Annotated in this window: 23 protein-coding genes and 1 pseudogene; 10 read left to right on the top strand and 14 right to left on the bottom strand. The window is 63.4% G+C overall.

What is annotated here, in order from left to right; translation table 11 throughout:
* The 5 genes from ACPFMA_RS07735 to ACPFMA_RS07715 form a co-directional block, all read right to left on the bottom strand.
* Positions 1–1,410 (bottom strand): circularly permuted type 2 ATP-grasp protein, encoded by a 1,410-nt coding sequence (locus tag ACPFMA_RS07735; RefSeq protein WP_064304911.1) that lies wholly within the window; start codon positions 1,408–1,410, stop codon positions 1–3.
* A gap of 204 nt (positions 1,411–1,614) precedes the next feature.
* Complete coding sequence (locus tag ACPFMA_RS07730) at positions 1,615–1,944, bottom strand: ribonuclease E inhibitor RraB (protein ID WP_009394170.1); 330 nt, start codon at positions 1,942–1,944, stop codon at positions 1,615–1,617.
* Between the two features lie 169 nt (positions 1,945–2,113).
* Positions 2,114–2,350, bottom strand: a complete 237-nt coding sequence (locus ACPFMA_RS07725; protein ID WP_009394169.1) for a hypothetical protein — start codon at positions 2,348–2,350, stop codon at positions 2,114–2,116.
* A 146-nt stretch (positions 2,351–2,496) separates the two neighbouring features.
* Positions 2,497–4,557, bottom strand: coding sequence for an LTA synthase family protein (locus tag ACPFMA_RS07720; RefSeq protein ID WP_064304912.1), 2,061 nt, complete (start codon positions 4,555–4,557; stop codon positions 2,497–2,499).
* Between the two features lie 244 nt (positions 4,558–4,801).
* Positions 4,802–4,993 carry a PLDc N-terminal domain-containing protein gene (locus ACPFMA_RS07715; protein ID WP_009394166.1) on the bottom strand — a complete coding sequence of 64 codons (192 nt, stop codon included), beginning with the start codon at positions 4,991–4,993 and terminating at the stop codon, positions 4,802–4,804.
* Between the two features lie 124 nt (positions 4,994–5,117).
* On the opposite strand from ACPFMA_RS07715, the gene ACPFMA_RS07710 reads away from it, so the two are divergent.
* Entirely contained in the window at positions 5,118–6,053 is a 936-nt protein-coding gene (locus ACPFMA_RS07710; protein WP_420057470.1) for a ZIP family metal transporter, read from the top strand.
* 10 nt (positions 6,054–6,063) lie between these two features.
* Here ACPFMA_RS07710 and ACPFMA_RS07705 read toward each other — a convergent pair whose 3' ends face one another.
* Entirely contained in the window at positions 6,064–6,594 is a 531-nt protein-coding gene (locus ACPFMA_RS07705; protein ID WP_425929928.1) for a hypothetical protein, read from the bottom strand.
* 51 nt (positions 6,595–6,645) lie between these two features.
* Positions 6,646–7,167, bottom strand: a complete 522-nt coding sequence (locus ACPFMA_RS07700) for an ankyrin repeat domain-containing protein (RefSeq protein ID WP_064304915.1) — start codon at positions 7,165–7,167, stop codon at positions 6,646–6,648.
* A 260-nt stretch (positions 7,168–7,427) separates the two neighbouring features.
* Here ACPFMA_RS07700 and ACPFMA_RS07695 point away from each other — a divergent pair, with 260 nt between their 5' ends.
* Positions 7,428–7,700, top strand: a complete 273-nt coding sequence (locus ACPFMA_RS07695) for a DUF3509 domain-containing protein (protein ID WP_009394156.1) — start codon at positions 7,428–7,430, stop codon at positions 7,698–7,700.
* A gap of 111 nt (positions 7,701–7,811) precedes the next feature.
* Here ACPFMA_RS07695 and ACPFMA_RS07690 read toward each other — a convergent pair whose 3' ends face one another.
* The 3 genes from ACPFMA_RS07690 to aroC are packed head-to-tail and all read right to left on the bottom strand — an operon-like array spanning position 7,812 to position 10,673.
* Positions 7,812–8,360: an acireductone dioxygenase gene (locus ACPFMA_RS07690; protein WP_425929927.1), complete on the bottom strand. Its 549-nt coding sequence runs from the start codon at positions 8,358–8,360 to the stop codon at positions 7,812–7,814.
* A 38-nt stretch (positions 8,361–8,398) separates the two neighbouring features.
* The gene (locus tag ACPFMA_RS07685; protein WP_420057466.1) at positions 8,399–9,544 is read right to left on the bottom strand and encodes an MFS transporter; all 1,146 of its coding nucleotides are present in this window, start codon (positions 9,542–9,544) and stop codon (positions 8,399–8,401) included.
* A 37-nt stretch (positions 9,545–9,581) separates the two neighbouring features.
* Entirely contained in the window at positions 9,582–10,673 is a 1,092-nt protein-coding gene (aroC, locus tag ACPFMA_RS07680; RefSeq protein WP_420057464.1) for a chorismate synthase, read from the bottom strand.
* Positions 10,674–10,804: 131 nt separating this feature from the next.
* Between aroC and ACPFMA_RS07675 the strand changes: the two genes are divergently transcribed.
* Together ACPFMA_RS07675 and ACPFMA_RS07670 are read left to right on the top strand one after the other, a co-directional pair.
* Entirely contained in the window at positions 10,805–11,764 is a 960-nt protein-coding gene (locus tag ACPFMA_RS07675; RefSeq protein ID WP_425930580.1) for an alpha/beta hydrolase, read from the top strand.
* 97 nt (positions 11,765–11,861) lie between these two features.
* Positions 11,862–12,659: a hypothetical protein gene (locus tag ACPFMA_RS07670; protein WP_425929926.1), complete on the top strand. Its 798-nt coding sequence runs from the start codon at positions 11,862–11,864 to the stop codon at positions 12,657–12,659.
* A gap of 114 nt (positions 12,660–12,773) precedes the next feature.
* On the opposite strand, the gene prmB is transcribed toward ACPFMA_RS07670, so the two are convergent.
* Positions 12,774–13,682 carry a 50S ribosomal protein L3 N(5)-glutamine methyltransferase gene (prmB, locus tag ACPFMA_RS07665; RefSeq protein WP_009394145.1) on the bottom strand — a complete coding sequence of 303 codons (909 nt, stop codon included), beginning with the start codon at positions 13,680–13,682 and terminating at the stop codon, positions 12,774–12,776.
* Between the two features lie 187 nt (positions 13,683–13,869).
* Here prmB and ACPFMA_RS07660 point away from each other — a divergent pair, with 187 nt between their 5' ends.
* The 5 genes from ACPFMA_RS07660 to ACPFMA_RS07640 all read left to right on the top strand — a co-directional run bounded on the left by ACPFMA_RS07660 (position 13,870) and on the right by ACPFMA_RS07640 (position 16,490).
* Positions 13,870–14,460 carry a cysteine hydrolase family protein gene (locus ACPFMA_RS07660; protein WP_064304920.1) on the top strand — a complete coding sequence of 197 codons (591 nt, stop codon included), beginning with the start codon at positions 13,870–13,872 and terminating at the stop codon, positions 14,458–14,460.
* Positions 14,461–14,529: 69 nt separating this feature from the next.
* Entirely contained in the window at positions 14,530–14,850 is a 321-nt protein-coding gene (locus tag ACPFMA_RS07655) for a hypothetical protein (RefSeq protein ID WP_009394138.1), read from the top strand.
* Positions 14,851–14,887: 37 nt separating this feature from the next.
* Positions 14,888–15,445 carry a Smr/MutS family protein gene (locus tag ACPFMA_RS07650; RefSeq protein WP_009394137.1) on the top strand — a complete coding sequence of 186 codons (558 nt, stop codon included), beginning with the start codon at positions 14,888–14,890 and terminating at the stop codon, positions 15,443–15,445.
* Between the two features lie 69 nt (positions 15,446–15,514).
* Positions 15,515–16,060: a GTP cyclohydrolase I FolE gene (gene folE / locus ACPFMA_RS07645; protein ID WP_009394136.1), complete on the top strand. Its 546-nt coding sequence runs from the start codon at positions 15,515–15,517 to the stop codon at positions 16,058–16,060.
* Positions 16,061–16,118: 58 nt separating this feature from the next.
* Positions 16,119–16,490, top strand: a complete 372-nt coding sequence (locus ACPFMA_RS07640; RefSeq protein ID WP_420057394.1) for a glutathione S-transferase N-terminal domain-containing protein — start codon at positions 16,119–16,121, stop codon at positions 16,488–16,490.
* A gap of 94 nt (positions 16,491–16,584) precedes the next feature.
* Here ACPFMA_RS07640 and ACPFMA_RS07635 read toward each other — a convergent pair whose 3' ends face one another.
* Positions 16,585–17,187: a glutathione S-transferase family protein gene (locus ACPFMA_RS07635; protein WP_279898046.1), complete on the bottom strand. Its 603-nt coding sequence runs from the start codon at positions 17,185–17,187 to the stop codon at positions 16,585–16,587.
* A gap of 133 nt (positions 17,188–17,320) precedes the next feature.
* Between ACPFMA_RS07635 and ACPFMA_RS07630 the strand changes: the two genes are divergently transcribed.
* Positions 17,321–18,514 (top strand): benzoate/H(+) symporter BenE family transporter, encoded by a 1,194-nt coding sequence (locus ACPFMA_RS07630; protein ID WP_009394133.1) that lies wholly within the window; start codon positions 17,321–17,323, stop codon positions 18,512–18,514.
* A gap of 15 nt (positions 18,515–18,529) precedes the next feature.
* Here the strand turns inward: ACPFMA_RS07630 and ACPFMA_RS07625 are convergent, their stop codons facing one another.
* Positions 18,530–19,234, bottom strand: a complete 705-nt coding sequence (locus tag ACPFMA_RS07625) for a methyl-accepting chemotaxis protein (RefSeq protein ID WP_420057537.1) — start codon at positions 19,232–19,234, stop codon at positions 18,530–18,532.
* A 213-nt stretch (positions 19,235–19,447) separates the two neighbouring features.
* Positions 19,448–19,615 (bottom strand): annotated as a pseudogene (locus ACPFMA_RS07620) (methyl-accepting chemotaxis protein); the annotation flags it as partial.
* Positions 19,616–20,529: the final 914 nt, after the last annotated feature.

The following is a 20,529-nucleotide window of genomic DNA, read 5'->3' as shown; positions in this document are numbered from 1 at the left end:
TCAGTCCTCCACCACCCAGGTGTCCTTGGTACCGCCGCCCTGGGACGAGTTCACCACCAGCGAGCCTTCGCGCAGGGCGACGCGGGTCAGGCCGCCCGGGACCACGCGGGTCTCGCGGCCGGACAGGACGAACGGCCGCAGGTCGATATGCCGCGGCGCGATGCCGTTCTCGACGAAGGTGGGACAGGTCGACAGCGACAGGGTCGGCTGGGCGATGTAGGCCGCCGGGCGGGCCTTGATGCGCTCGGCGAAGGCGGCGATCTCGGCCTGGGTCGAAGCCGGCCCGACCAGCATGCCGTAGCCGCCGGATCCCTGGGTTTCCTTGACCACCAGCTCCGGCAGGTTGGCCAGCACATGGGACAGTTCGGCGGGGTTGCGGCATTGCCAGGTGGGGACGTTCTTCAGGATCGGCTCCTCGTCGAGGTAGAAACGGATCATCTCGGTGACATAGGGATAGACCGACTTGTCATCGGCTACCCCGGTGCCGATGGCATTGGCCAGCACCACGTTGCCGCAGCGATAGGCCGACAGCAGGCCGGGCACGCCGAGCATGGACTCGGGGTTGAAGGCCAGGGGGTCAAGATAGGCGTCGTCGAGGCGTCGGTAGATCACGTCCACCGGCTTCGGACCACCCGTGGTGCGCATGAATACCCGCTCGTCACGGACGAACAGGTCGGCCCCTTCCACCAGTTCCACGCCCATTTCCCGTGCCAGGAATGCATGCTCGAAGAAGGCACTGTTGAAGCGCCCCGGCGTCAGCACCACGACGCTGGGGTTATCCAGCGGGCTGGAACTCTTCAGGGTTTCCAGCAGCAGGTTGGGGTAATGATCGATGGGCGCGATGCGCTGGACGGCGAACAGTTCGGGGAACAACCGCATCATCATCTTGCGGTCCTCGAGCATGTAGCTCACCCCGCTGGGGGTACGCAGGTTGTCTTCGAGGACGTAATAGGTGCCGTCGCCATCGCGCACCAGGTCGACCCCGGAAATATGCGCGTAGAGGTCGCGGTGCAGGCTCAGGCCCTGCATCGCCAGTTGGTACTGGTCGTTGGCCAGGACCTGCTCGGCGGGGATGATCCCGGCACGCAGGATGCGCTGCTCGTGGTACAGGTCGGCGAGGAACATGTTCAGCGCCTTGACCCGCTGGATACAGCCGCGCTCCACCACTCGCCATTCGCTGGCGGGAATGGCCCGGGGAATGGTGTCGAAGGGGATCAGGCGCTCGGTGCCCTGCTCGTCGCCGTAAAGCGTGAAGGTGATACCGGCGCGGTGGAACAGCAGGTCAGCCTCGCGGCGCCGTTGTGCCAGCAGTTCCGGGGGAGTCTCCCCCAGCCAGCGGGCGAATTCCCGATAATGCGGACGGAGCTGACCGTCGGCGGCGTACATCTCATCATAGAAACTGCGAATCATGCCGAACTCCTTGTCACCCGTGCCCAAGGAATATCGCAAAGCCCGTGCCAGCAACAATAAGGCTTGTGAATCAAACAGTTGCAAAGATTCAGAAAAGAAGCCGCACCAGACTTGTGCAGCTATCGCTACGCCTATGGGGCGCACGCTTCATTGCGAAGCGCGGGTGAATCCGGGGCCGCGCCAGGCGCCGCCCCGGAACGGGTTTCAGGTCAGCACACGCTCCTGCTTGACGCCCCAGCCTTGGGCCTCACCACCCAAGGGCCGGATCACTGCTTCGAAATCATGCTCGAATTCGCCGATCCCGCCATGGGTGGCGTACATGATCTTTTGCAATTCCAGTTGCCAACCTTCGTCGCTCTCGTGCACCGAGGCACACAGCGACTCGCCACGAAACTTGCCTGCAGCCCTGCGCGCCCGTTCCTCGTCCGGGAATACCGCGTAAAACTCGATGGGATGGATTTGAGTGAAATCGAAGCCGCCTTCTTTCATGCGGCGCAGCACGATGCTGCTGATGTCTTCGTACAGGTTGCTCATTGAATCGTCCTCCTCAATCACGATGGATAGACTTTCGGCGCGTTCACGCCACCCCGTTTACCTTGCGGCCGGGGTCTCGAGCGGATGTAACGACGGCAATGGCCGGCGCGGAAAACGACGGCCATGTGTTCAGCGTAGCGTCAGGCTGGGCACATCGCCAGCCTGACGCTCAGGGCATTTCAGTGATGCCGGTGATGACCACTCCGCTCTGCTCCTTCAGCCACTTGGCGGTGGGGCTTTCAGCGCGGTCCTGGAAATCGTTGAGGTCGAGCTCGTCCATGATCGGGAACAGGTGGCCCCTTACCTGCCGCGCAGCGTCTTCGATGCTCGGGCGGTTTTCGCAAGCGAACAGCAACGCGGTGCGCTCGCCCTTCTGGTCCACGAAAGTGATTTCCCACTCTTTCATCTGGCGTTGTCCTCGAATGGAAGTACGGCCTACCTTCCGTTGACCTTGGCCAGGGGGTGTTGTTCCGGTTTTTTCATCCAGCCGGCAGCTAAAAAAAGACCCCGGCAATGCCGGGGTCCTGGGATCTCAGCGACGACTGCGCCGAATCAATCCGGAATGCCGTGAACCACACCGGCCGTGTTATCCAGCAGGCTCTTGGTCGCGATCTGGATGAAGGCTTCGAGCTTCTGCGCCATCACCGCCTTGTCGGCATCGTCGATCCGCTCGGCGCTGAACTCGCGACCGAGCTTGTAGCGCCACATCATCGGCGCTGAATCCTTGGACTCCATCAGGATGCGGTCCCCCTGGATCAGGAACACGTTCTGTTCGCTACCGGACGGCTTGACCATGCCGATGCCCTGGTCACCCTCCGGCAGGTTGAGCAGGTCGCGGCCCCAGCATTGATGGCGGGTCTCGCCGCCGAGGCGCCCCATGATGGTCGGCACGATATCGATCTGGGTACCTACGGTGTGGTTGCGCTTTCCGAACTTCTCCTGGATGCCCGGCGCGATCATCAGCATCGGCACGTTGAAGCGGCCCAGGTCCATTTCGGTGACCTGCTGGCTGTTGCCGAAGCCATGATCGCCGACGATGACGAACAGTGTCTCCTTGAAGTACGGTTCCTTGCGCGCCTTCTCGAAGAACTGGCCCAAGGCCCAGTCGGAATAACGCATGGCGGTCAGATGCTCGTTCAGGCGCCCCTGGTCGGTCACGGGTTCGACCGGCAGGTTCTTCGGCAGCGCATATGGCGTGTGGTTGGAGAGCGTCTGCAGCAGCGCATAGAACGGTTTCTTGCCGTAGTTGTGCGCCAGCTCCTGGGCGCCGCGGTCGAACATGTCCTGGTCGGACACACCCCACGTCGGGTCGGAGAAGACCGGATTGACGAAGTCGTTGCGGCCGATGAAGGTGGTCATGCCCTGGTTGCCGAAGAAACCGGACTGGTTGTCCCAGGCGAAATCACCGTTGTACACGTACACGTCGTCGTAGTCGCGGGCGCTGAGCAGCGCCGGCAGGCCGGAGAGCTTGTGGCCGCCTTCCGGGGTCTGCATCAGGTATTCGAAGCCCGGCAGGTTGGGGAAGCAGGCCATGGTCGCGAACATGCCCTGGTGGGTATGGGTACCGTTGGAGAAGAAGCGGTCGAACAGCAGGCCTTCCTCGGCCAGCTTGTCGAAGTACGGGGTGATGTTGCCTTGTGCACCCAGGGCACCGACGGAGTGACCGGCGAAACTTTCCATCAGGATCACCACCACATTCTTGATCGGCAGGGTGTTCTCGACCGGCGGGGTGAAGTCACGGCGGATTGCCGCGCTGTCGGCATCGACCAGCTTGTCGTTCGGGGTCAGCAGCATCTCGCGCACGGTCTGCTGGGCAACCTGCGGATCGAGGGTGGCTTTCCAGATGTTGTCGCGGTCTTCGGAGAAACGGCTCTTGGCCGCATCGATCAGGGTCAGCGTGCCGTTAAGGCCCAGTTGGTTGACGAAGTTGGAATCGGTAGTGAAGGCATCGCCCCAGCGCATCGGCGGCCCCTGGCGCAGGGTGCCACGAGCGGCAACCACGGCCACCAGCAGGATCATGAAGAACACCACGCCGCGCACATACCACGGCGCAACGCTGCGCACGCCGGCAAGGTTGCTCTGGTACTGGCCGCGAGGCCGGGTCAGGCGGTCGATGGCCTTGAACGCCAGGCTCATGACCAGCGTGCCGGCGACCCAGGCCAACAGGTAGCGAACCACCGGGAACCCGTACCAGATCATGCTGGAAACGGTCTTCGGGTCTTCCTTGATGTACTGGAATACCAGGCCGTTCAGGCGCTGGTGGAACTCGCGATAGAAGTCCATCTCCACCAGGCCAAGGAACAGCGTGGCGCTGCCGGCGATGGTCAGCCACAGGCGGAACAGCCCGCGAGCCGCCATGGCCCGGGCGCTGAGGATTGCCAGCAGCAACGGAATGCTCAGGTACACCACCACCCGCAGGTCGAAGCGCAGGCCGTTGAAGAAGCCTTCGGCAATCGTCGAATAGGGTGTGTCGCCGATCATGTCGCGGTTATAGACCAGCAGCGCGAAGCGCACGGCGCTGAGCATCAGCATGATCACCAGGCCGCACAGGAAGGTATAGAGCAGGTGTGATTTGACCGTCGGTTGCAGGCGCGAGGCGTCCGTTTTAGCCATGAAATGGAAGGTCCCTGGAATTCTGGTTATAGAAAGCACATCGACGCCAGGCGGCGCCGCTCCGAGAGGATTTCCGGATGGCCAGCCACTGGACGGATGGGTAAAAGGCGCGCGCGATTGTCCGCAATCGATTGTGAAAATTTCGTTGAGGCAACGCGAAGCGCGGATCAGGCTAGCCGGGTTGCCCGGCCAACACAAATCCGCGTGCAAAACCTGGACGTTGCGCTAGCGTGATGTTTTCACGCTAGATGCGAACGTCGCCGCGCGGCCCGGCGATGGCCCAGATGATCAGGCCGAGCACGGGCAGGAGGATGATCAGCAGGATCCACAGGACCTTGGCTCCGCCACCGGCGCTGCTCTTGACCACATTAAGGATCGCCCAGATGTCGAGGGCGAGAATGACCAGGCCGGCAAGGCCATTGAACGTCGAACCCATGTTGAAACTCCCAATTCAAGCTGTAGCAAAGAATAGCTGGCTATCGGCCTTATAGACGCGCTTGTTTCGTCGGCGTTCCGAGGCCTTGGTTACACTCGCTTGCAATTGTTTTGGAGATTCCTGCATGCCCCCTTCCCATGCCTCATCCACCCCCGCTTCGCTCCCTGGTGCCTGGCTGCAGCAGGCACAGGCATCGCCGTGGCTCAGCGCCGGCCTGGGCCTGAGCCTGCTGGCGGTGTTGTGGCTGATGGGGGCCAGTGCGTGGAACGCCATCCACGGCGATCATCAGGAAAACCTGCACATGGCGATGCTCGGCGGCCTCGCCGGTTTTTCCGCCACCGCCCTGGGCGCAGTGCTGGCGGTGATCCTGCGTGAGGTCAGCTCGCGTACCCAGGATGTGATGCTCGGCTTTGCCGCCGGGATGATGCTCGCCGCCAGTTCCTTCTCGCTGATTCTGCCGGGGCTCGATGCCGCCCGCGAGATCACCGGAAACGGCCCGCTCGCAGCGCTGACGGTCGTGCTGGGCATGGGCCTGGGCGTGCTGCTGATGCTTGGCCTCGACCGCTTCACGCCCCATGAACACGAGAGCACCGGCCCCTGCGGGCCGCAATCGGAACGCATCAACCGGGTCTGGCTGTTTGTCCTGGCGATCACCCTGCACAACCTGCCGGAAGGCATGGCCATTGGCGTGAGCTTCACCAATGGCGATCTCAATGTCGGCCTGCCGCTGACCAGCGCCATCGCCATACAGGACATTCCCGAAGGCCTGGCGGTGGCCCTGGCCTTGCGCGCCACCGGCCTGTCGAGCCTGAAAGCCGCCCTGGTGGCGATCGGTTCCGGGGTGATGGAGCCCATTGGCGCAGTGATCGGCCTGGGCATTTCCAGCGGCTTCGCCCTCGCCTATCCGGTCAGCATGGGCCTGGCGGCGGGTGCGATGATTTTCGTGGTGTCCCACGAAGTGATCCCGGAAACCCACCGCAATGGCCACCAGACCTCGGCAACCCTCGGCCTGATGGGTGGCTTCGCGGTGATGATGTTCCTCGATACGGCTCTCGGCTAGCGGGCTGCCATCAGACGTGCACCGCGACCCTCAGCGCTTCCAGGGCCGGCGCGGCGGCAATGTTCAGCTCGGCGCAGAGCTCCAGCACCCGCGGCAGGTCATCGCCGCAGACCAGGACCATCTGCAGTTCATCGTCGAGCAACTGGCTGAAGTTGACCAGCACGTAGCCACCGGCTTCCTTGTTCATGCTGCCCATCTGCACCTGGATGCGATTGAGGGCAGTCAGCGCCTCGACCTTGGCCAGTTGCCTGGGCTTGAAATTGAACGGCACGCTCTTGTCGAAGGACGCGACGATGGCGGCGAACAGGTCTTCGTAGGTGTCGGCCTGGAACAGCACGGTATCGGGCAGGCTGCCGACCACTACCCATTCGCCCAGGGGAATGGGGAAGGTGTCGTCGTAGTTGATATCCGGGTTGGCAGCGAGGAAACCTTCCGGATCGGCATAGGCCTGGGCCGCTTCTTCGGCGATGCGCTGGATATCCTGTTCGGACATGCAGCCGGAGCTGATCTTGCCGATCAGTTCGGCCAGTTGGTTTTTCATGGGACGTTCCCGGATGCTGGAAAAAAGGCGGCAAGGATAGCCGCCACCGGGTCAGTCGGCCAGCGCTCGCAGCCGCGCGGCGGTTTCCGTGGCGCCCATGGTCAGCGCCGAGGCCAGGGCATCGGCGCCACGGGCATCGCGACGGGTGGGGTCGGCGCCCTGTTCGAGCAGGTAATCGACGATGGCAAGCCGATTGAACATCGCGGCCATCATCAATGCGGTACGCCCGTCGCCTGCGGCAGCATCGGCGTCGCCGCCATGTTCCACCAGCAGACGAACCATCTCCAGATTGCCCTTGAACGCCGCCCCCGCGACCGGCAGCTGGCCGTTGTCGTTAGCCAGCAACGGATCGGCGCCATGCTCCAGCAGCACCCGAACAGCATCGAGATGGCCGTGGTAACTGGCGAGCATCAGCAGGGTATCGCCCTTGTGGTTGCGCAGATTGGGCGGCAGGCCTTTTTCCAGCAAGCGCCGAAGCATGCCGGCATCACCCTGGCGAGCACGCTCGAAAACCTCTTCGGCAAAAGCCTGCTGCTCATCGGCACTCATGCTGACGGGTTGCTGGTCGGACATTAGGAACCTCCTGGACAGTAAAAAGCCAAATTGTTTGTCAGGGATTGATCCGTAAAGCCCGGGAATAATTCCATCCAGTCAGTGGGAAAGCCGATCTTGCAAATTGCACTGTGCAAATTGCACGACCTTGCACGATGCACGAGGCAGTTTATCGCCATCATTCACAACACATTGATTTAAAAGAATTTTTTATTGAATCAAAGCTGGCACGCAGGCTGCACCTATCACTCCATGTCTGCCACCCACAGCCAGGAGCTGATATGGACCTCATTCAGGAAAAATTCGCCTCGGTATTCTCCGCCTACCAAGTCACCACCCAGGCCCGCCCTGACGGCGGCATCCTGCTGACCTTGCGCGCTGCGGACGGCAAGCAGACCAAGCGTTGCCTGTCCTACGCCCAACTGCACAACGCCGAGCAACTGTCATGGGCGATCAGCGCGATTCGCCGTGACCTGGCCGAACAGGCCAGTGAACTGCCAGTGATTTCGATGCTGCAAAGCCAGCAACGCTTTGCCTTGCCGACCTACCGCTAAAGAACAAGCAACACGGAAACTTGTGGGAGCGGGTTCACCCGCGATTGCGTCGGTGAAGCCACTAACGCGATCGCGGGTGAACCCGCTCCCACAAAGTCCCTGCCAAATGCTTTAGAACGTGTCATCCAAGCCTGGATAGTCGAGGGAACCCTTGTCTCCGGTCATCCGAGCCCTCTCCCCTTCCTTGCTCAAGAACCGCACCAGCACCAGGTTCGGCAGCTCACCGATGTCGAACCACTGTGCCACGCCCGCCGGCACAACCAGCAGATCACCGCGTTCGCCGATCAATCCGTAGACATACTCGCCGATGCGAATGTTCATCAGCCCACGCCCGCTGACGAAAAAACGCACATCGTCGCCCGCATGCGTGCGCTCATCGATCAGGCCGGCACGCAGTTCTTCCTTTTGCGGATACTCCGGATTGACACTGAGCACTTCCAGCACGGTTGCGCAAAACTCGCTACGCAAGGCCTGTATTTGCTCGCCCAGGCTGGCGGTCACCTCGGCCTCGATCGTCCCGGGGCGAATGCGCTGCGTCACCTCGCGCTGCTCGAAACGCACGCCCTGCTCGGCCAGGGTCGTGGCGATATCGTCGGCATGGGTGAGGACCTTGTTCGGCGTATCGGGGGTGGACTGGTGGTAAACGCTGAGGATGCTCAAGGGGCAACTCCTGATCTTTCGAAAGCCGGGGAAGAACGCTACACCGCGTCCTCTTTCAACCGGGCCGCAATGATAACGGCTGCGGCCAGCGCCGCGACGCTGGCAATACTAAAGGTGATGGTCGGCCCCAGGGCCTTCCAGCTGTAGCCCGCGTATAACGCACCAAGCGCGCCGCCGGTGCCGGAGAGCGCCGCGTAGAACGCCTGGCCCTGCCCTTGCTGGCGTGCGCCGAAGCTGCGCTGGACGAAGGCGATGCAGGACGCATGGAACGCGCCGAAAGTCGCGGCGTGCATCAGCTGCGCCAGCAACAGCACCAGCAGATGCTCGGCGAACGCGCCCAGCAGCCACCAGCGCAGTGCCGCCAGCAGGAAGCTGGCGAGCAACACCCGACGCAGGGAAAACCGCGCAAGGATCCGGCTCATCACCACGAACAACAGCACCTCCGCCAGCACGCCCAGGGCCCACAGCATGCCGATGATGCCGCGACTGTAGCCGAGGCTCTCGAGATGCAGGGTCAGGAAGGTGTAGTACGGACCATGGCTGAGCTGCATCAAGGCGACGCAGGCATAGAAGGCCAGCACGCCGGGACGGCCCAGTTGCTGGAGAAAGCCGCCGCTGGATGGCCGTTCGGCGTGCTCCGCGGGCTGTGCATTGGGCACCCACAGGCTGGCGCAGACGATACCGGCCATGATGCACACCAGCGCCACCGGGTAGACGTCCAGGCTCAGCCACTCGAACAGCCGGCCGAGGCCGACCACGGTGAGGATGAAGCCGATCGAGCCCCACAGGCGGACCTGGCTGTAGCGCCCGGTCTGGCCCTGCAGGTGCGCCAGGGTGATGACTTCGAACTGCGGCAGCACGGCATGCCAGAAGAACGCATGCAGCGCCATCACCAGCGCCAGCCAGGCGTAGCTCTTGTCGACGAAGATCAGGGCGAAACTGCCCAGGGTGCATAACGCCCCCAAGCGCACGATCAGCAGGCGCTGGCCGCTGCGATCTCCCAGCCAGCCCCACAGGTTGGGGGCCACGCAGCGCATCAGCATGGGGATCGCGACCAACTCGCCGATCCGTGCACTGGAGAAACCGAGATGGTCGAAATACAACGCCAGGAACGGCGCGGTGGCGCCGAGCAGGGCGAAATAGAACAGATAGAAACTGGACAGCCGCCAGTAAGGAAGCGCCACGGCTAGCGAGCCGTGGCGCAAGGGATGAAGCAGTGCATCAAAGCTGGCCCAGTACCGGCGTGCTCACCCGTACATCGGCGTTCTGCCCGCGATGGCGCAGCAGGTGGTCCATCAGCACGATCGCCATCATGGCCTCGGCGATCGGCGTGGCGCGGATGCCCACGCAAGGATCGTGACGGCCCTTGGTAATAACGTCGACCGGATTGCCGTCCTTGTCGATGGAGCGACCCGGGGTGGTGATGCTCGAAGTCGGCTTCAGCGCCAGGTGGGCGACAATCGGCTGGCCCGAGGAAATCCCGCCGAGGATGCCGCCGGCGTTGTTGCTGAGGAAGCCTTCCGGGGTCAGTTCGTCGCGATGCTCGGTACCGCGCTGGGAAACACAGGCGAAACCGGCGCCGATTTCCACGCCCTTGACCGCGTTGATGCTCATCAGCGCATGGGCCAGCTCGGCGTCGAGACGGTCGAAGATCGGTTCGCCCAGGCCCGGCATCACGCCTTCGGCCACCACGGTGATCCTGGCGCCGACCGAGTCCTGGTCACGGCGCAACTGGTCCATGTAGGCCTCCAGTTCCGGCACCTTGTCCGGGTCGGGGCTGAAGAAGGCGTTTTCTTCCACCGAGTCCCAGGTCTTGAACGGGATTTCGATCGGACCCAACTGGCTCATGTAGCCGCGAATGCGGATGCCCTGGCTGGCCAGGTATTTCTTGGCGATGGCGCCAGCGGCCACGCGCATGGCGGTTTCCCGTGCGGAACTGCGACCACCGCCGCGGTAGTCGCGCTCACCGTACTTGTGGTGGTAGGTGTAGTCGGCATGGGCCGGGCGGAACAGGTCCTTGATCGCCGAGTAATCCTTGGACTTCTGGTCGGTATTGCGGATCAGCAGGCCGATGGCGCAGCCGGTTGTGCGACCTTCGAACACCCCGGACAGGATTTCCACCTCGTCGGCTTCCTGGCGCTGGGTGGTATGGCGGCTGGTGCCGGGCTTGCGCCGGTCGAGGTCGCGCTGCAGGTCCTCCAGGGAAATCTCCAGGCCCGGCGGGCAGCCATCGACAATGGCGACCAACGCCGGACCATGGCTTTCGCCAGCGGTGGTGACAGTGAACAGCTTGCCGTAGGTATTGCCGGACATGCAGACGCTCCGCGAATCAGCCTGATTTGAACAAGGCCGCCAGTATACGCAGGCTAACCAATCAGTTCATCCCTGATAGCGAACCTTCCCCGGCCGCTTCGGTCTTACGGGCATCCCTCCACGTGTGTCCGATAATGCCGCGCCTTGCCGCCCTCCTCCTGATATTCCTCTGCTGTACAGCCCAGGCCGCTCCGGCGGTGTTCCAGCGTCCGGTCAGCCTCGATACCGGCCAGGGCATCCTGCAGGGCAGCCTGCTGCTGCCGCGCAGCGACACGCCTCCGCCGGTGGTGCTGATCATCGCTGGCTCCGGCCCCACGGACCGCGATGGCAACAACCCGGCCGTGGGACGCATCGATATTCTCAAGCGCCTCGCCCTGCAATTGGCGCGCAATGGCATCGCCAGCGTGCGCTACGACAAGCGCGGGGTTGCCGAGAGCCTGGCGGCGACACCGGACGAGCGCAACCTCAGCGTCGAGCGCTATGTAGCCGACGCCGTCGCCTGGAGTCGCAAGATCAAGGCCGATCCACGCTTCGGTCCGCTGATCCTCCTGGGTCACAGCGAAGGCGCGCTGATCGCCAGCCTGGCGGCCACACCCGCTGCTGCCGACGGCGTGATCACCCTGGCCGGCAGCGGCCGGCCAATCGACCAGGTACTGCGCGAACAACTGGCCGAGCAACTGCCGCCCGCCGAACTCAAGCGCGCCGAGGCGGTGATCGACCAGCTCAAGGCCGGCCGGCAAAGCGAGCGGTTGCCTGCGGTATTGAAGGACGTCTTTCGTCCCAGCGTGCAGCCCTACCTGATCTCCCTGTTTCGCCAGGACCCGGCTGCCGCGTTCGCCAGCGTGAAGGTGCCGGCCTTGATCCTCCAAGGGCGCAACGACCTCCAGGTCAGTCCTGCCGATGCCCGTGCCCTGCATGCGGCCAAGCCCGATGCGCAGCTGGCGCTGATCGACGGCATGAACCACATGCTGCGCATCAGCCCGCCTGGCATAGGCCAACAGCGCGATGCCTACACCAATCCCGAGTTGCCCCTGGCCAGCGCCCTGGGCGAGCGGATCGTCGCGTTTGTGCAGCAGTTGGCAACCCGTTAAGCAAATTTGCCCTCCAGTCCTCGCCGCCGTGGCCGATAAACCGATGCAGGCAACGCCATTGCAGGCTGCCTGGCGCGCATAAAAGAGGACCGCCTTGATGACAGATGCACCCACCCAGGACGCTGCCGAAGCGACCGACGAACCGGTTGCGCCGGAACCCGCTCCGTTGCCCTGGGCGGACCTTGCCCCGGAGCACTTCCAGTTGCTGCGCCTGGCGCCGCTGCCCACCGACCGCAACAGCGGCCCGCGCCCGCTGCGCTTCGTCCAGTACGGTTATGCCGAACGGCACAGCAAGGAGCACAGCCTGCTGCGCATGGAGATTCGCCTGCCCGGGCAGAAAACGCGCAAGGAACAGAATGTCCTCGACGTCCGCGTCGATCACGCCGAGCGCCTGGTAACCGTGGGCCCCGACAGCGGGCTGCAGGTCGAACCGCTGAACCGCGGCATCGGCCGCTTCCTTGTCGCCCAGGGCGTGCAATGGGCCCAGCGGCGCTGGTCGGGCTATCGCCTGGAAGGCGGGTTGCTGGCGAACAAGGACGCCCTTAACGAAGACACCCGGCTGCGCCGCGACCACGTGCTGCATGCCAGCGGTATCGAAGTGGAGTACGCCGACGCCCAGCACCTGAAAGGGCGCTACGTGGAAACCCAGGTCGGCCAGCTCAAGGGCGGCTGGAACACCGACAAATTGCAGCGGGTCGATATCATCGATGCCGCCAACATGCTCCAGCAGGCCGAGCAGAAGCTGCATGAGAAGGAAGCGCAACTGCGCGAGCGGGACGAACGGGTCGCCAAGTTCAAGCGCGAGGACAGCGGGCTGCGCTTTACCATCACCTGCCTGGTAGCGTTTGCCGTGTTCCAGGCCGGGTTGCTGATCTGGATCGCGACACACCGCTGAAAATACACCGCGTACCCTGTGGGTTCATCGGAACGCCGAACCGCCGCGATTGCGTCGGTGAATTCACTACCGCAATCGCGGGTAAACCCGCTCCCACAGGGTACGCGTAGTTCTTTAGACCCGCGAGGCGAACAGCGCCTGGTGCTTGCGGCATTGCTCGGCAGTCAGCATGAACACGCCGTGGCCGCCACGCTCGAACTCCAGCCAGGCGAAATCCACTTCCGGATACAGTTGCTCGACATGCACCTGGCTGTTGCCCACCTCGACGATCAACAGGCCCTTCTCGGTCAGGTGATCGGCCGCTTCGGCCAGCATGCGCCGGACCAGATCCAGGCCATCGTTGCCACAGGCCAGGCCCAGCTCGGGTTCGTGGTGATATTCCGCCGGCATGTCGGCGAAGTCCTCGGCATCGACATAGGGCGGGTTGGACAGGATCAGGTCGAAACGCTGGCCCGGCAGGCCGGAGAAGCCATCACCCTGGACGGTATAGACACGCTGCTCCAGGCCATGGCGCTCGATGTTCTGGTTGGCCACTTCAAGCGCGTCGAAGGAGAGATCGGCCAGCACCACTTCGGCGTCGGGGAACACGTCGGCGCTGACGATGCCGATGCAACCGGAACCGGTGCACAGATCGAGAATCCGCGCAGGTTCGGCGGCCAGCCAGGGTTCGAAGCGCTTTTCGATCAGTTCGCCAATCGGCGAACGCGGCACCAGCACACGCTCATCGACAATGAACGACATCCCGCAGAACCACGCTTCGCCCAGCAGGTAGGCGGTGGGCACACGGTCTTCGATGCGGCGCTTGAGCAGGCGCTGCAGCTTGACCAGTTCGTCGTCCTCCAGGCGGCAATCGAGGTAGCTGTCGGCCACTTCCCAAGGCAGGTGCACCGCGCCCAGCACCAGCAGGCGGGCCTCGTCCCAGGCGTTGTCGGCGCCATGCCCGAAGAACAGTTCGTGTTCATGGAAACGGCTGACAGCCCAGCGAATATGATCGCGCAACGTGCGCAGGCGGGAAGTGATCACGGCAGACTCCTTGAAAGACGACCGACGATTCTACCAGCCCGGCGCCGTGATGGGCCGTCACCACAAAAATGAGCCAATCGCTGACATGGCTGAGAGCCAGTAACTACGCCACTTGTACGCTAAGCGATTCACATCGGCGGCCAAGCAGGGGAGAATAGCCAAAAAGCCCTAGCCAAAGGAGCCCTTGATGTCTGTTCCAACGACCATGTTCCACCTCAGTGGACGCGGCTATCCGCCAGCGAAGCTGAGCAACGCCAGCCTGGTGATCATCGATGCCCAGAAGGAATACCTGAGCGGCCCCCTGGCGCTGTCGGGCATGGACGAAGCCGTGGCGAACATCGGCAAGTTGCTCGAAGCGGCGCGCAAGGCTGGCCGGCCGATCATCCATGTGCGGCACCTGGGTACCGTCGGCGGCCTGTTCGATCCGCAAGGTCCGCGTGGCGAGTTCATTCCGGGCCTGGAACCCCGCGGCGACGAAATCATCATCGAAAAACGCATGCCCAATGCGTTCAAGAACACCCGGCTGCACGAAACCCTGCAGGAGCTCGGCCACCTGGACATCATCGTCTGCGGTTTCATGAGCCATTCCAGCGTCAGCACCACCGTGCGCCGGGCCAAGGACTATGGCTACCGCTGCACCCTGGTCGAGGATGGCTGTGCCACCCGCGACCTGCCGTTCAAGGGCGGCGTCATACCTGCCGCACAGATCCAGCAGAGCGAAATGGCGATCATGGCCGACAACTTCGCCTGCGTAGCGCCCGTCGACAGCCTGATCTGATCCGGCGGGCGTACGGAACCACCTCGACGATTACCGGTCGAAACCCGGATATCCACTGAGGAGATCGGCATGAAAATATCCGACGGTTTCGACGCCAAACGCCTGCGCCCGCGCCAGCCGGGCGCCTGGGGTTCGCGCCTGGCCGCGATGTTCGCCATGCTCCTGACCACCTGCGGCGTGCTATTGGCCATGGCCGGTGCCGCCAGCCTGCTGGGGCGCCCCGCAGCCCTGGGTGAACTCAACGACAATCCCGCCGCCGCCAGCCTGATCCTGCTTGGTGGCCTGCTGGTGCTGTACCTCGGCGTCTGGGTCTGGCGCCGTCGCCGCCTGCGCCTGCGTCGTGGCCGGGAACTCGGCCTGTCCCCGCATTTGATGAAAAAACACGACTGACTGCGTAGACTCTGCGCGGTTCCGGCGGAGGCTTTACATGCAAGACGATGATTTTTCCCTGTTCACAAGCGAGATGCGCGGCGTCAAGCCGATCAAGCATGACCGCGCCGATATCGGCAAGCCCAAGGCCGATCGCAAGCAGCTCGCCAGCCTGAGGCAGAACGCCACGGTGCGCAGCGACCAGCCCGTGGTCGACGGCCTGTCGGACCAGTTCGTCATCGATGTCGGCCCGGAAGACGACCTGCACTGGAGCCGCGACGGCGTCCAGGAAAGCCAGATGCGCAAGCTCAAGATCGGCCAGATTCCCTTCGAAGGCAGCCTCGACCTGCACGGCATGAGCGTGGAAAAGGCGCGGGAGATCCTCTGGGACTTTCTTGCCGAGGCCACCCGCTTCGAAATCCGCTGCGTGCGGGTCACCCACGGCAAGGCCGTGCGCCTGGACGGCAAGCGGCCGATGATCAAGAGTCACGTCAATACCTGGCTGCGCCAGCACCCCCAGGTGCTCGGCTTCACCTCGTGCCAGGCCCGTCATGGTGGCACCGGCGCGGTGTACGTGATGCTGCGCCGGACCATGCTCGAAGGACGCGACGAGTAACGCCGCACTTGCGGCGGCGCCACAGCCGCCGTACCCTTCGCGTTTGCGAAATACACCACAGGTAGATCCATGTCCCTGGAACAGCATTACACCGCGATCCTTGGCCAACTCGGCGAGGATGTCTCCCGCGAAGGCCTGCTCGACACGCCGAAACGGGCCGCGAAGGCCATGCAGTACCTTTGCCGCGGTTACAACCAAACGCTGGAAGAAGTCACCAACGGCGCACTGTTCAGCTCCGACAACAGCGAGATGGTCCTGGTCAAGGACATCGAGCTGTACTCGCTGTGCGAACACCACCTGCTGCCGTTCATCGGCAAGGCGCACGTCGCCTATATCCCGAGTGGCAAGGTGCTGGGCCTGTCCAAGGTGGCAAGGATCGTCGACATGTATGCCCGTCGCCTGCAGATCCAGGAAAACCTCAGCCGCGAAATCGCCGAGGCGATCCAGAAGGTCACCGGCGCCATGGGCGTGGCGGTGGTCATCGAAGCCAAGCACATGTGCATGATGATGCGCGGTGTGGAGAAGCAGAACTCGTCCATGATCACTTCGGTGATGCTCGGCGAATTCCGCGAAAACGCGGCGACCCGCAGCGAGTTTCTCAGCCTGATCAAGTGATCGGGAGCGTTATCCGGGCCGACCTTTTCAGGTCGGCTTTTTATTGCGAGGAATCATCATGATCGTCAAAGCCCTGCGAGTCGGCCTCGGCCAAATGATCGTCTTTTTCGACTGGATCAGCCGCCCGGCCAGGCTCAAGCGGGATCCGGCGGCCCAGGCCAGGGTCGAGGAGCAGGCCCGTGGCCTGAGCCTGTACCAGTTCCATGCCTGCCCGTTCTGCGTGAAGACCCGCCGCACCCTGCACCGCCTGAATGTACCGGTGGCATTGCGCGATGCGAAGAACAACGAGCAGGATCGCCAGGCACTGCTCGACGGTGGCGGCAAGGTCAAGGTGCCGTGCCTGCGGATCGAAGAAGATGGCAATACCACCTGGATGTATGAGTCCAAGGTGATCATCGACTATCTGAACAAGCGGTTTTCGGCAGCCTGATTGCGGACCAATGTGGGAGCGGGTTCACCCGCGATAGCGATAGTGAATTCACCATAGCAATCGCGGGTGAACCCGCTCCCACAGGGTTAGGTGTTCACCCCACCATCGGCACATGCCGCGGATGCGCCGCCACCCGCGCCAGCCACTCCCTGACCCTGGGATACGCCGCCAGGTCGAAGCCGCCCTCGTGGGCTACGTGGGTGTAGGCGTACAGCGCCACATCGGCGATCGAGTACTGGTCCCCCACCAGGTACGGCGTCACTTCCAGCTGCCGTTCCATCACCTTCAACGCCTTGTGCCCGCCCTTGTGCAGCTTGCGGTACTCCTCCAGGCGCTCGTCCGGCAGCCCCAGGTAGAACTGGATGAAACGCGCCACGGCAATGTACGGCTCATGGCTGTACTGCTCGAAAAACTGCCATTGCAGCACCTGGGTACGCAGGCGCGGCTCGCTTGGCAGGAACTCGCTGCCGTCGGCGAGGAAGTTGAGAATCGCGTTGGACTCCCACAGGCAGGTACCGTCCTCCAGTTGCAGCACAGGCACCTTGCCGTTGGGATTCATTGCCAGGAACTCCGGCGTCTGCGTATCTCCCTTGAGAATATCCACAGGCTGCCAGGTGTAGGGCAGATCGAGCAGGTGCAGCATCAGCTTGATCTTGTAGCAGTTGCCCGATTGGTAATCCCCATAGACCTTGTACATCGTGCTCCCCTCTTTTACCCAAAACGCGATCGCTGACTGTACGGCTAAATGCAACGCTCGCTGTACCGCAAGCACATGCCGTGCCCACGGTAGTCTGAAAAATCTGCTTACATCGAAGAACAAGGAATTTCCCATGCCCAACGCCACTTCCGCGCAACTGCGGCCGCTGGCCGACTCGTCTCCCTCGGCGATAGTCGCCGGTTTTATCGCCATGCTCACCGGCTATACCAGTTCGCTGGTCCTGATGTTCCAGGCCGGCCAGGCTGCGGGACTTACCAGTGCGCAGATTTCCTCGTGGATCTGGGCCCTGTCCATCGGCATGGCAGTGTGCAGCATCGGCCTGTCGTTGCGCTACCGCACACCGGTGACGGTGGCCTGGTCGACCCCGGGCGCGGCATTGCTGATCACCAGCCTGGGCGGCGTGAGCTATGGCGAAGCCATCGGTGCTTATATCACCTGCGCGGTACTGGTGGTGATCTGCGGCCTGACGGGCAGCTTCGAGCGTCTGGTCCGGCGTATTCCGGCGTCCCTGGCCTCGGCCCTGCTGGCGGGCATCCTGTTCAAGATCGGCAGCGAGATCTTCGTAGCCGCGCAGCACCGTACCACCCTGGTGCTGGGCATGTTCTTCAGCTACTTGCTGGTAAAGCGCCTGTCGCCGCGCTATTCGGTGCTGGCGGCACTGCTGGTGGGCACGGGCCTGTCCGCCGTGCTCGGACTCCTGGATTTCAGCGGCTTCGCCCTGGAAGTGGCGGTGCCGGTGTGGACCACGCCGAGTTTCTCCCTGGCCGCGACCATCAGCATCGGCATCCCGCTGTTCGTGGTGGCGATGACCTCGCAGAACATGCCCGGCGTCGCCGTGCTGCGTGCGGACGGCTATCAGGTACCCGCCTCGCCCCTGATCTCGGTGACCGGCATCGCCTCGCTGCTGCTGGCGCCGTTCGGTGCCCACGGGGTCAACCTGGCGGCCATCAGCGCAGCCATCTGCACCGGCCCCCACGCTCATGAAGATCCGAGCAAACGCTACACCGCAGCTGTCTGGTGCGGGATCTTCTACGCCATCGCCGGCACCTTCGGCGCCACCCTCGCCGCCCTGTTCGCCGCACTGCCCAAGGAACTGGTGCTGTCGATCGCCGCCCTGGCGCTGTTCGGCTCGATCATGAACGGCCTGAGCGTGGCGATGAATGAACCGAAGGAACGCGAGGCGGCGCTGATCACCTTCATGGTGACCGCCTCGGGCTTCACCCTGTTTTCGATCGGTTCGGCCTTCTGGGGTATCGTCGCCGGGGTGCTTACCCTGCTGATCCTGAACTGGCGCAAAAACGCCTGACAGGCATTTCCGGGCTCAGATCCGGAAATGCCCTACCATCCCCTTCAACTCCGCTCCCAACTGCGCCAGCTCGATACTTGAGCTGGCGTTGTCGCGCATGGCCATCGCCGACTGGTCGGCACTGCTGCGGATCTGGGTGACGCTACGGCTGATTTCCTCGGCTACCGAACTTTGCTGCTCTGCCGCGGCAGCGATCTGCTGGTTCATCTGCTGGATCAGCGACACCGCTCCGGCGATGCTGCCCAGGGCGCTTTCGGTCTGCAACGCATCGGCCACCGCCAGCTTGACCAGCTCGCCGCTGTCCTGGATCTGCGCGACCGAAGCCTGGGCATTGCTGCGCAGGCTGCTGACCAGGCGCTCGATCTCGCCGGTGGATTGCTGGGTGCGCTGGGCCAGCGCCCGCACTTCGTCCGCCACCACGGCGAAGCCGCGACCCTGCTCGCCGGCACGCGCCGCTTCGATGGCAGCGTTGAGCGCCAGCAGGTTGGTCTGCTCGGCGACGCTCTTGATCACCTCCAGCACCGAACCGATGTGCTGGATCTCGGCGCTGAGGTTTTCGATGCTGTGGCTTGCTGAATCCGCTGCGCTGGCCAGGCGCTCGATGCGCTGCATGCTCTGGCGCACCACCTGCTGTCCGCTTTCCACCTTGCCGTCCGCCGCCTGCGCGGCCTGGGCCGCCTCTTCGGCATCGCGGGCGACGCTGTGCACCGTGGCGGTCATCTGCTGCATGGCGGTGGCGACCTGGTCGGTCTCTTCCTTCTGGCTGCCGACTTCGCGGTTGGTCTGCTCGGTCACCGCCGACAAGGTATGGGCACTGCTGGCCAGTTTGTCGATGCCGGTCTGCAGGCCGCTGACAATAACCGCCAGGCCACTGCCCATCTGCTGCATCGCCAATAGCAACTGACCCACTTCATCACGGCGGTCGACAATGATTTCACCCCGCAGATCACCGGCGGCAATTTCCTGGGCGCGGGCGATGACCCGGCGCAGCGGCAGCACGATGGCGCGGGTAATCAGGATTGCCGCCACCACGCCGACCAGCAGGGCTGCCAGCGACGAAACCAGGATCAGCAGGGCATTGCGCTTGAGCTCGTGCTGCATGCTGGCATCGATGGCCCCGTTGATCTGCTCGACCCGCGAGATGACCTGCTCGGCACGCTCCTGCAACTGTTTGCGCAATTGCGCTTCGCGGGCCAGCAGATCCGTGTATTCACCCAGCTTCTCGCCAAAACTGGCGATATGGGTGGTGACTTCGCCAAGCACGCTCTGGTAGCCGGGGTCCTGTATCGCGGACTTGAGCTGCTCGGCCAATTGCGCAGCCTGCTCGGCCTGTTCGATACGGCCCTGGCGGACGTCTTCGGCGCCCTTGCGGTTCTGGTCCAGGCGGATGCGCGCTTCGTCCATGGCCTGCAACATCAGGCGCGCCACCTGTGCGACCTGGCCCGCTTGCTCGACGAATTCAGCGCCCTTCTGGCCTTGGGAGTCCTTCAGGGTCCAGGTACCGTCATCGGCCAGCCCGGACTGCAGGACGTCCAGGTTGTTGGCGACGCTCGACACCGACCAACTGGCCATATCCAGCGCCAGCTCCTTGGACTGGGTCAACTCGACGAACTCATCGAATGCCTTGCGGTATGCGGCCAGTGCGCTGCCCACGTCGCTGCCGGCCAACTCCGGCAATTGTGTGATGCGGCTTTGCAGTTCTTCGACGCCCTTACGCAGGGCCTCGGCGTCCTTGGGATCGGAACGCTGGGCATAACGTTGCTCATACAGGCGCAGGCCGAGGACATCTTCGTTGAACGCCGTGGCCTGCTTGAGGCCATCGAAGCGTTGGCCGAGGCCATACAGCGCAGCGATCCCGATCGCCGCGACCACCGCCGTCAAGGCCAGCACCAGCGTGAATCCCAGCCCCAGCTTGCGGGCCATGCCCAGGTTGGCAAAACCGCCATTTGTGCCCGACTTCATTGCTCGCTGCCCCCTCGTGCTGCCCTTGGAAAACTCGCCGGATATCCAAGAGC

The organism is Pseudomonas sp. NyZ201 (assembly GCF_049860765.1).
Taxonomy (GTDB): Bacteria; Pseudomonadota; Gammaproteobacteria; order Pseudomonadales; family Pseudomonadaceae; genus Aquipseudomonas; species Aquipseudomonas bharatica.
Note: the sequence above shows the minus strand (reverse complement) of the source record. Positions and strands in the feature narration are given on the sequence as shown.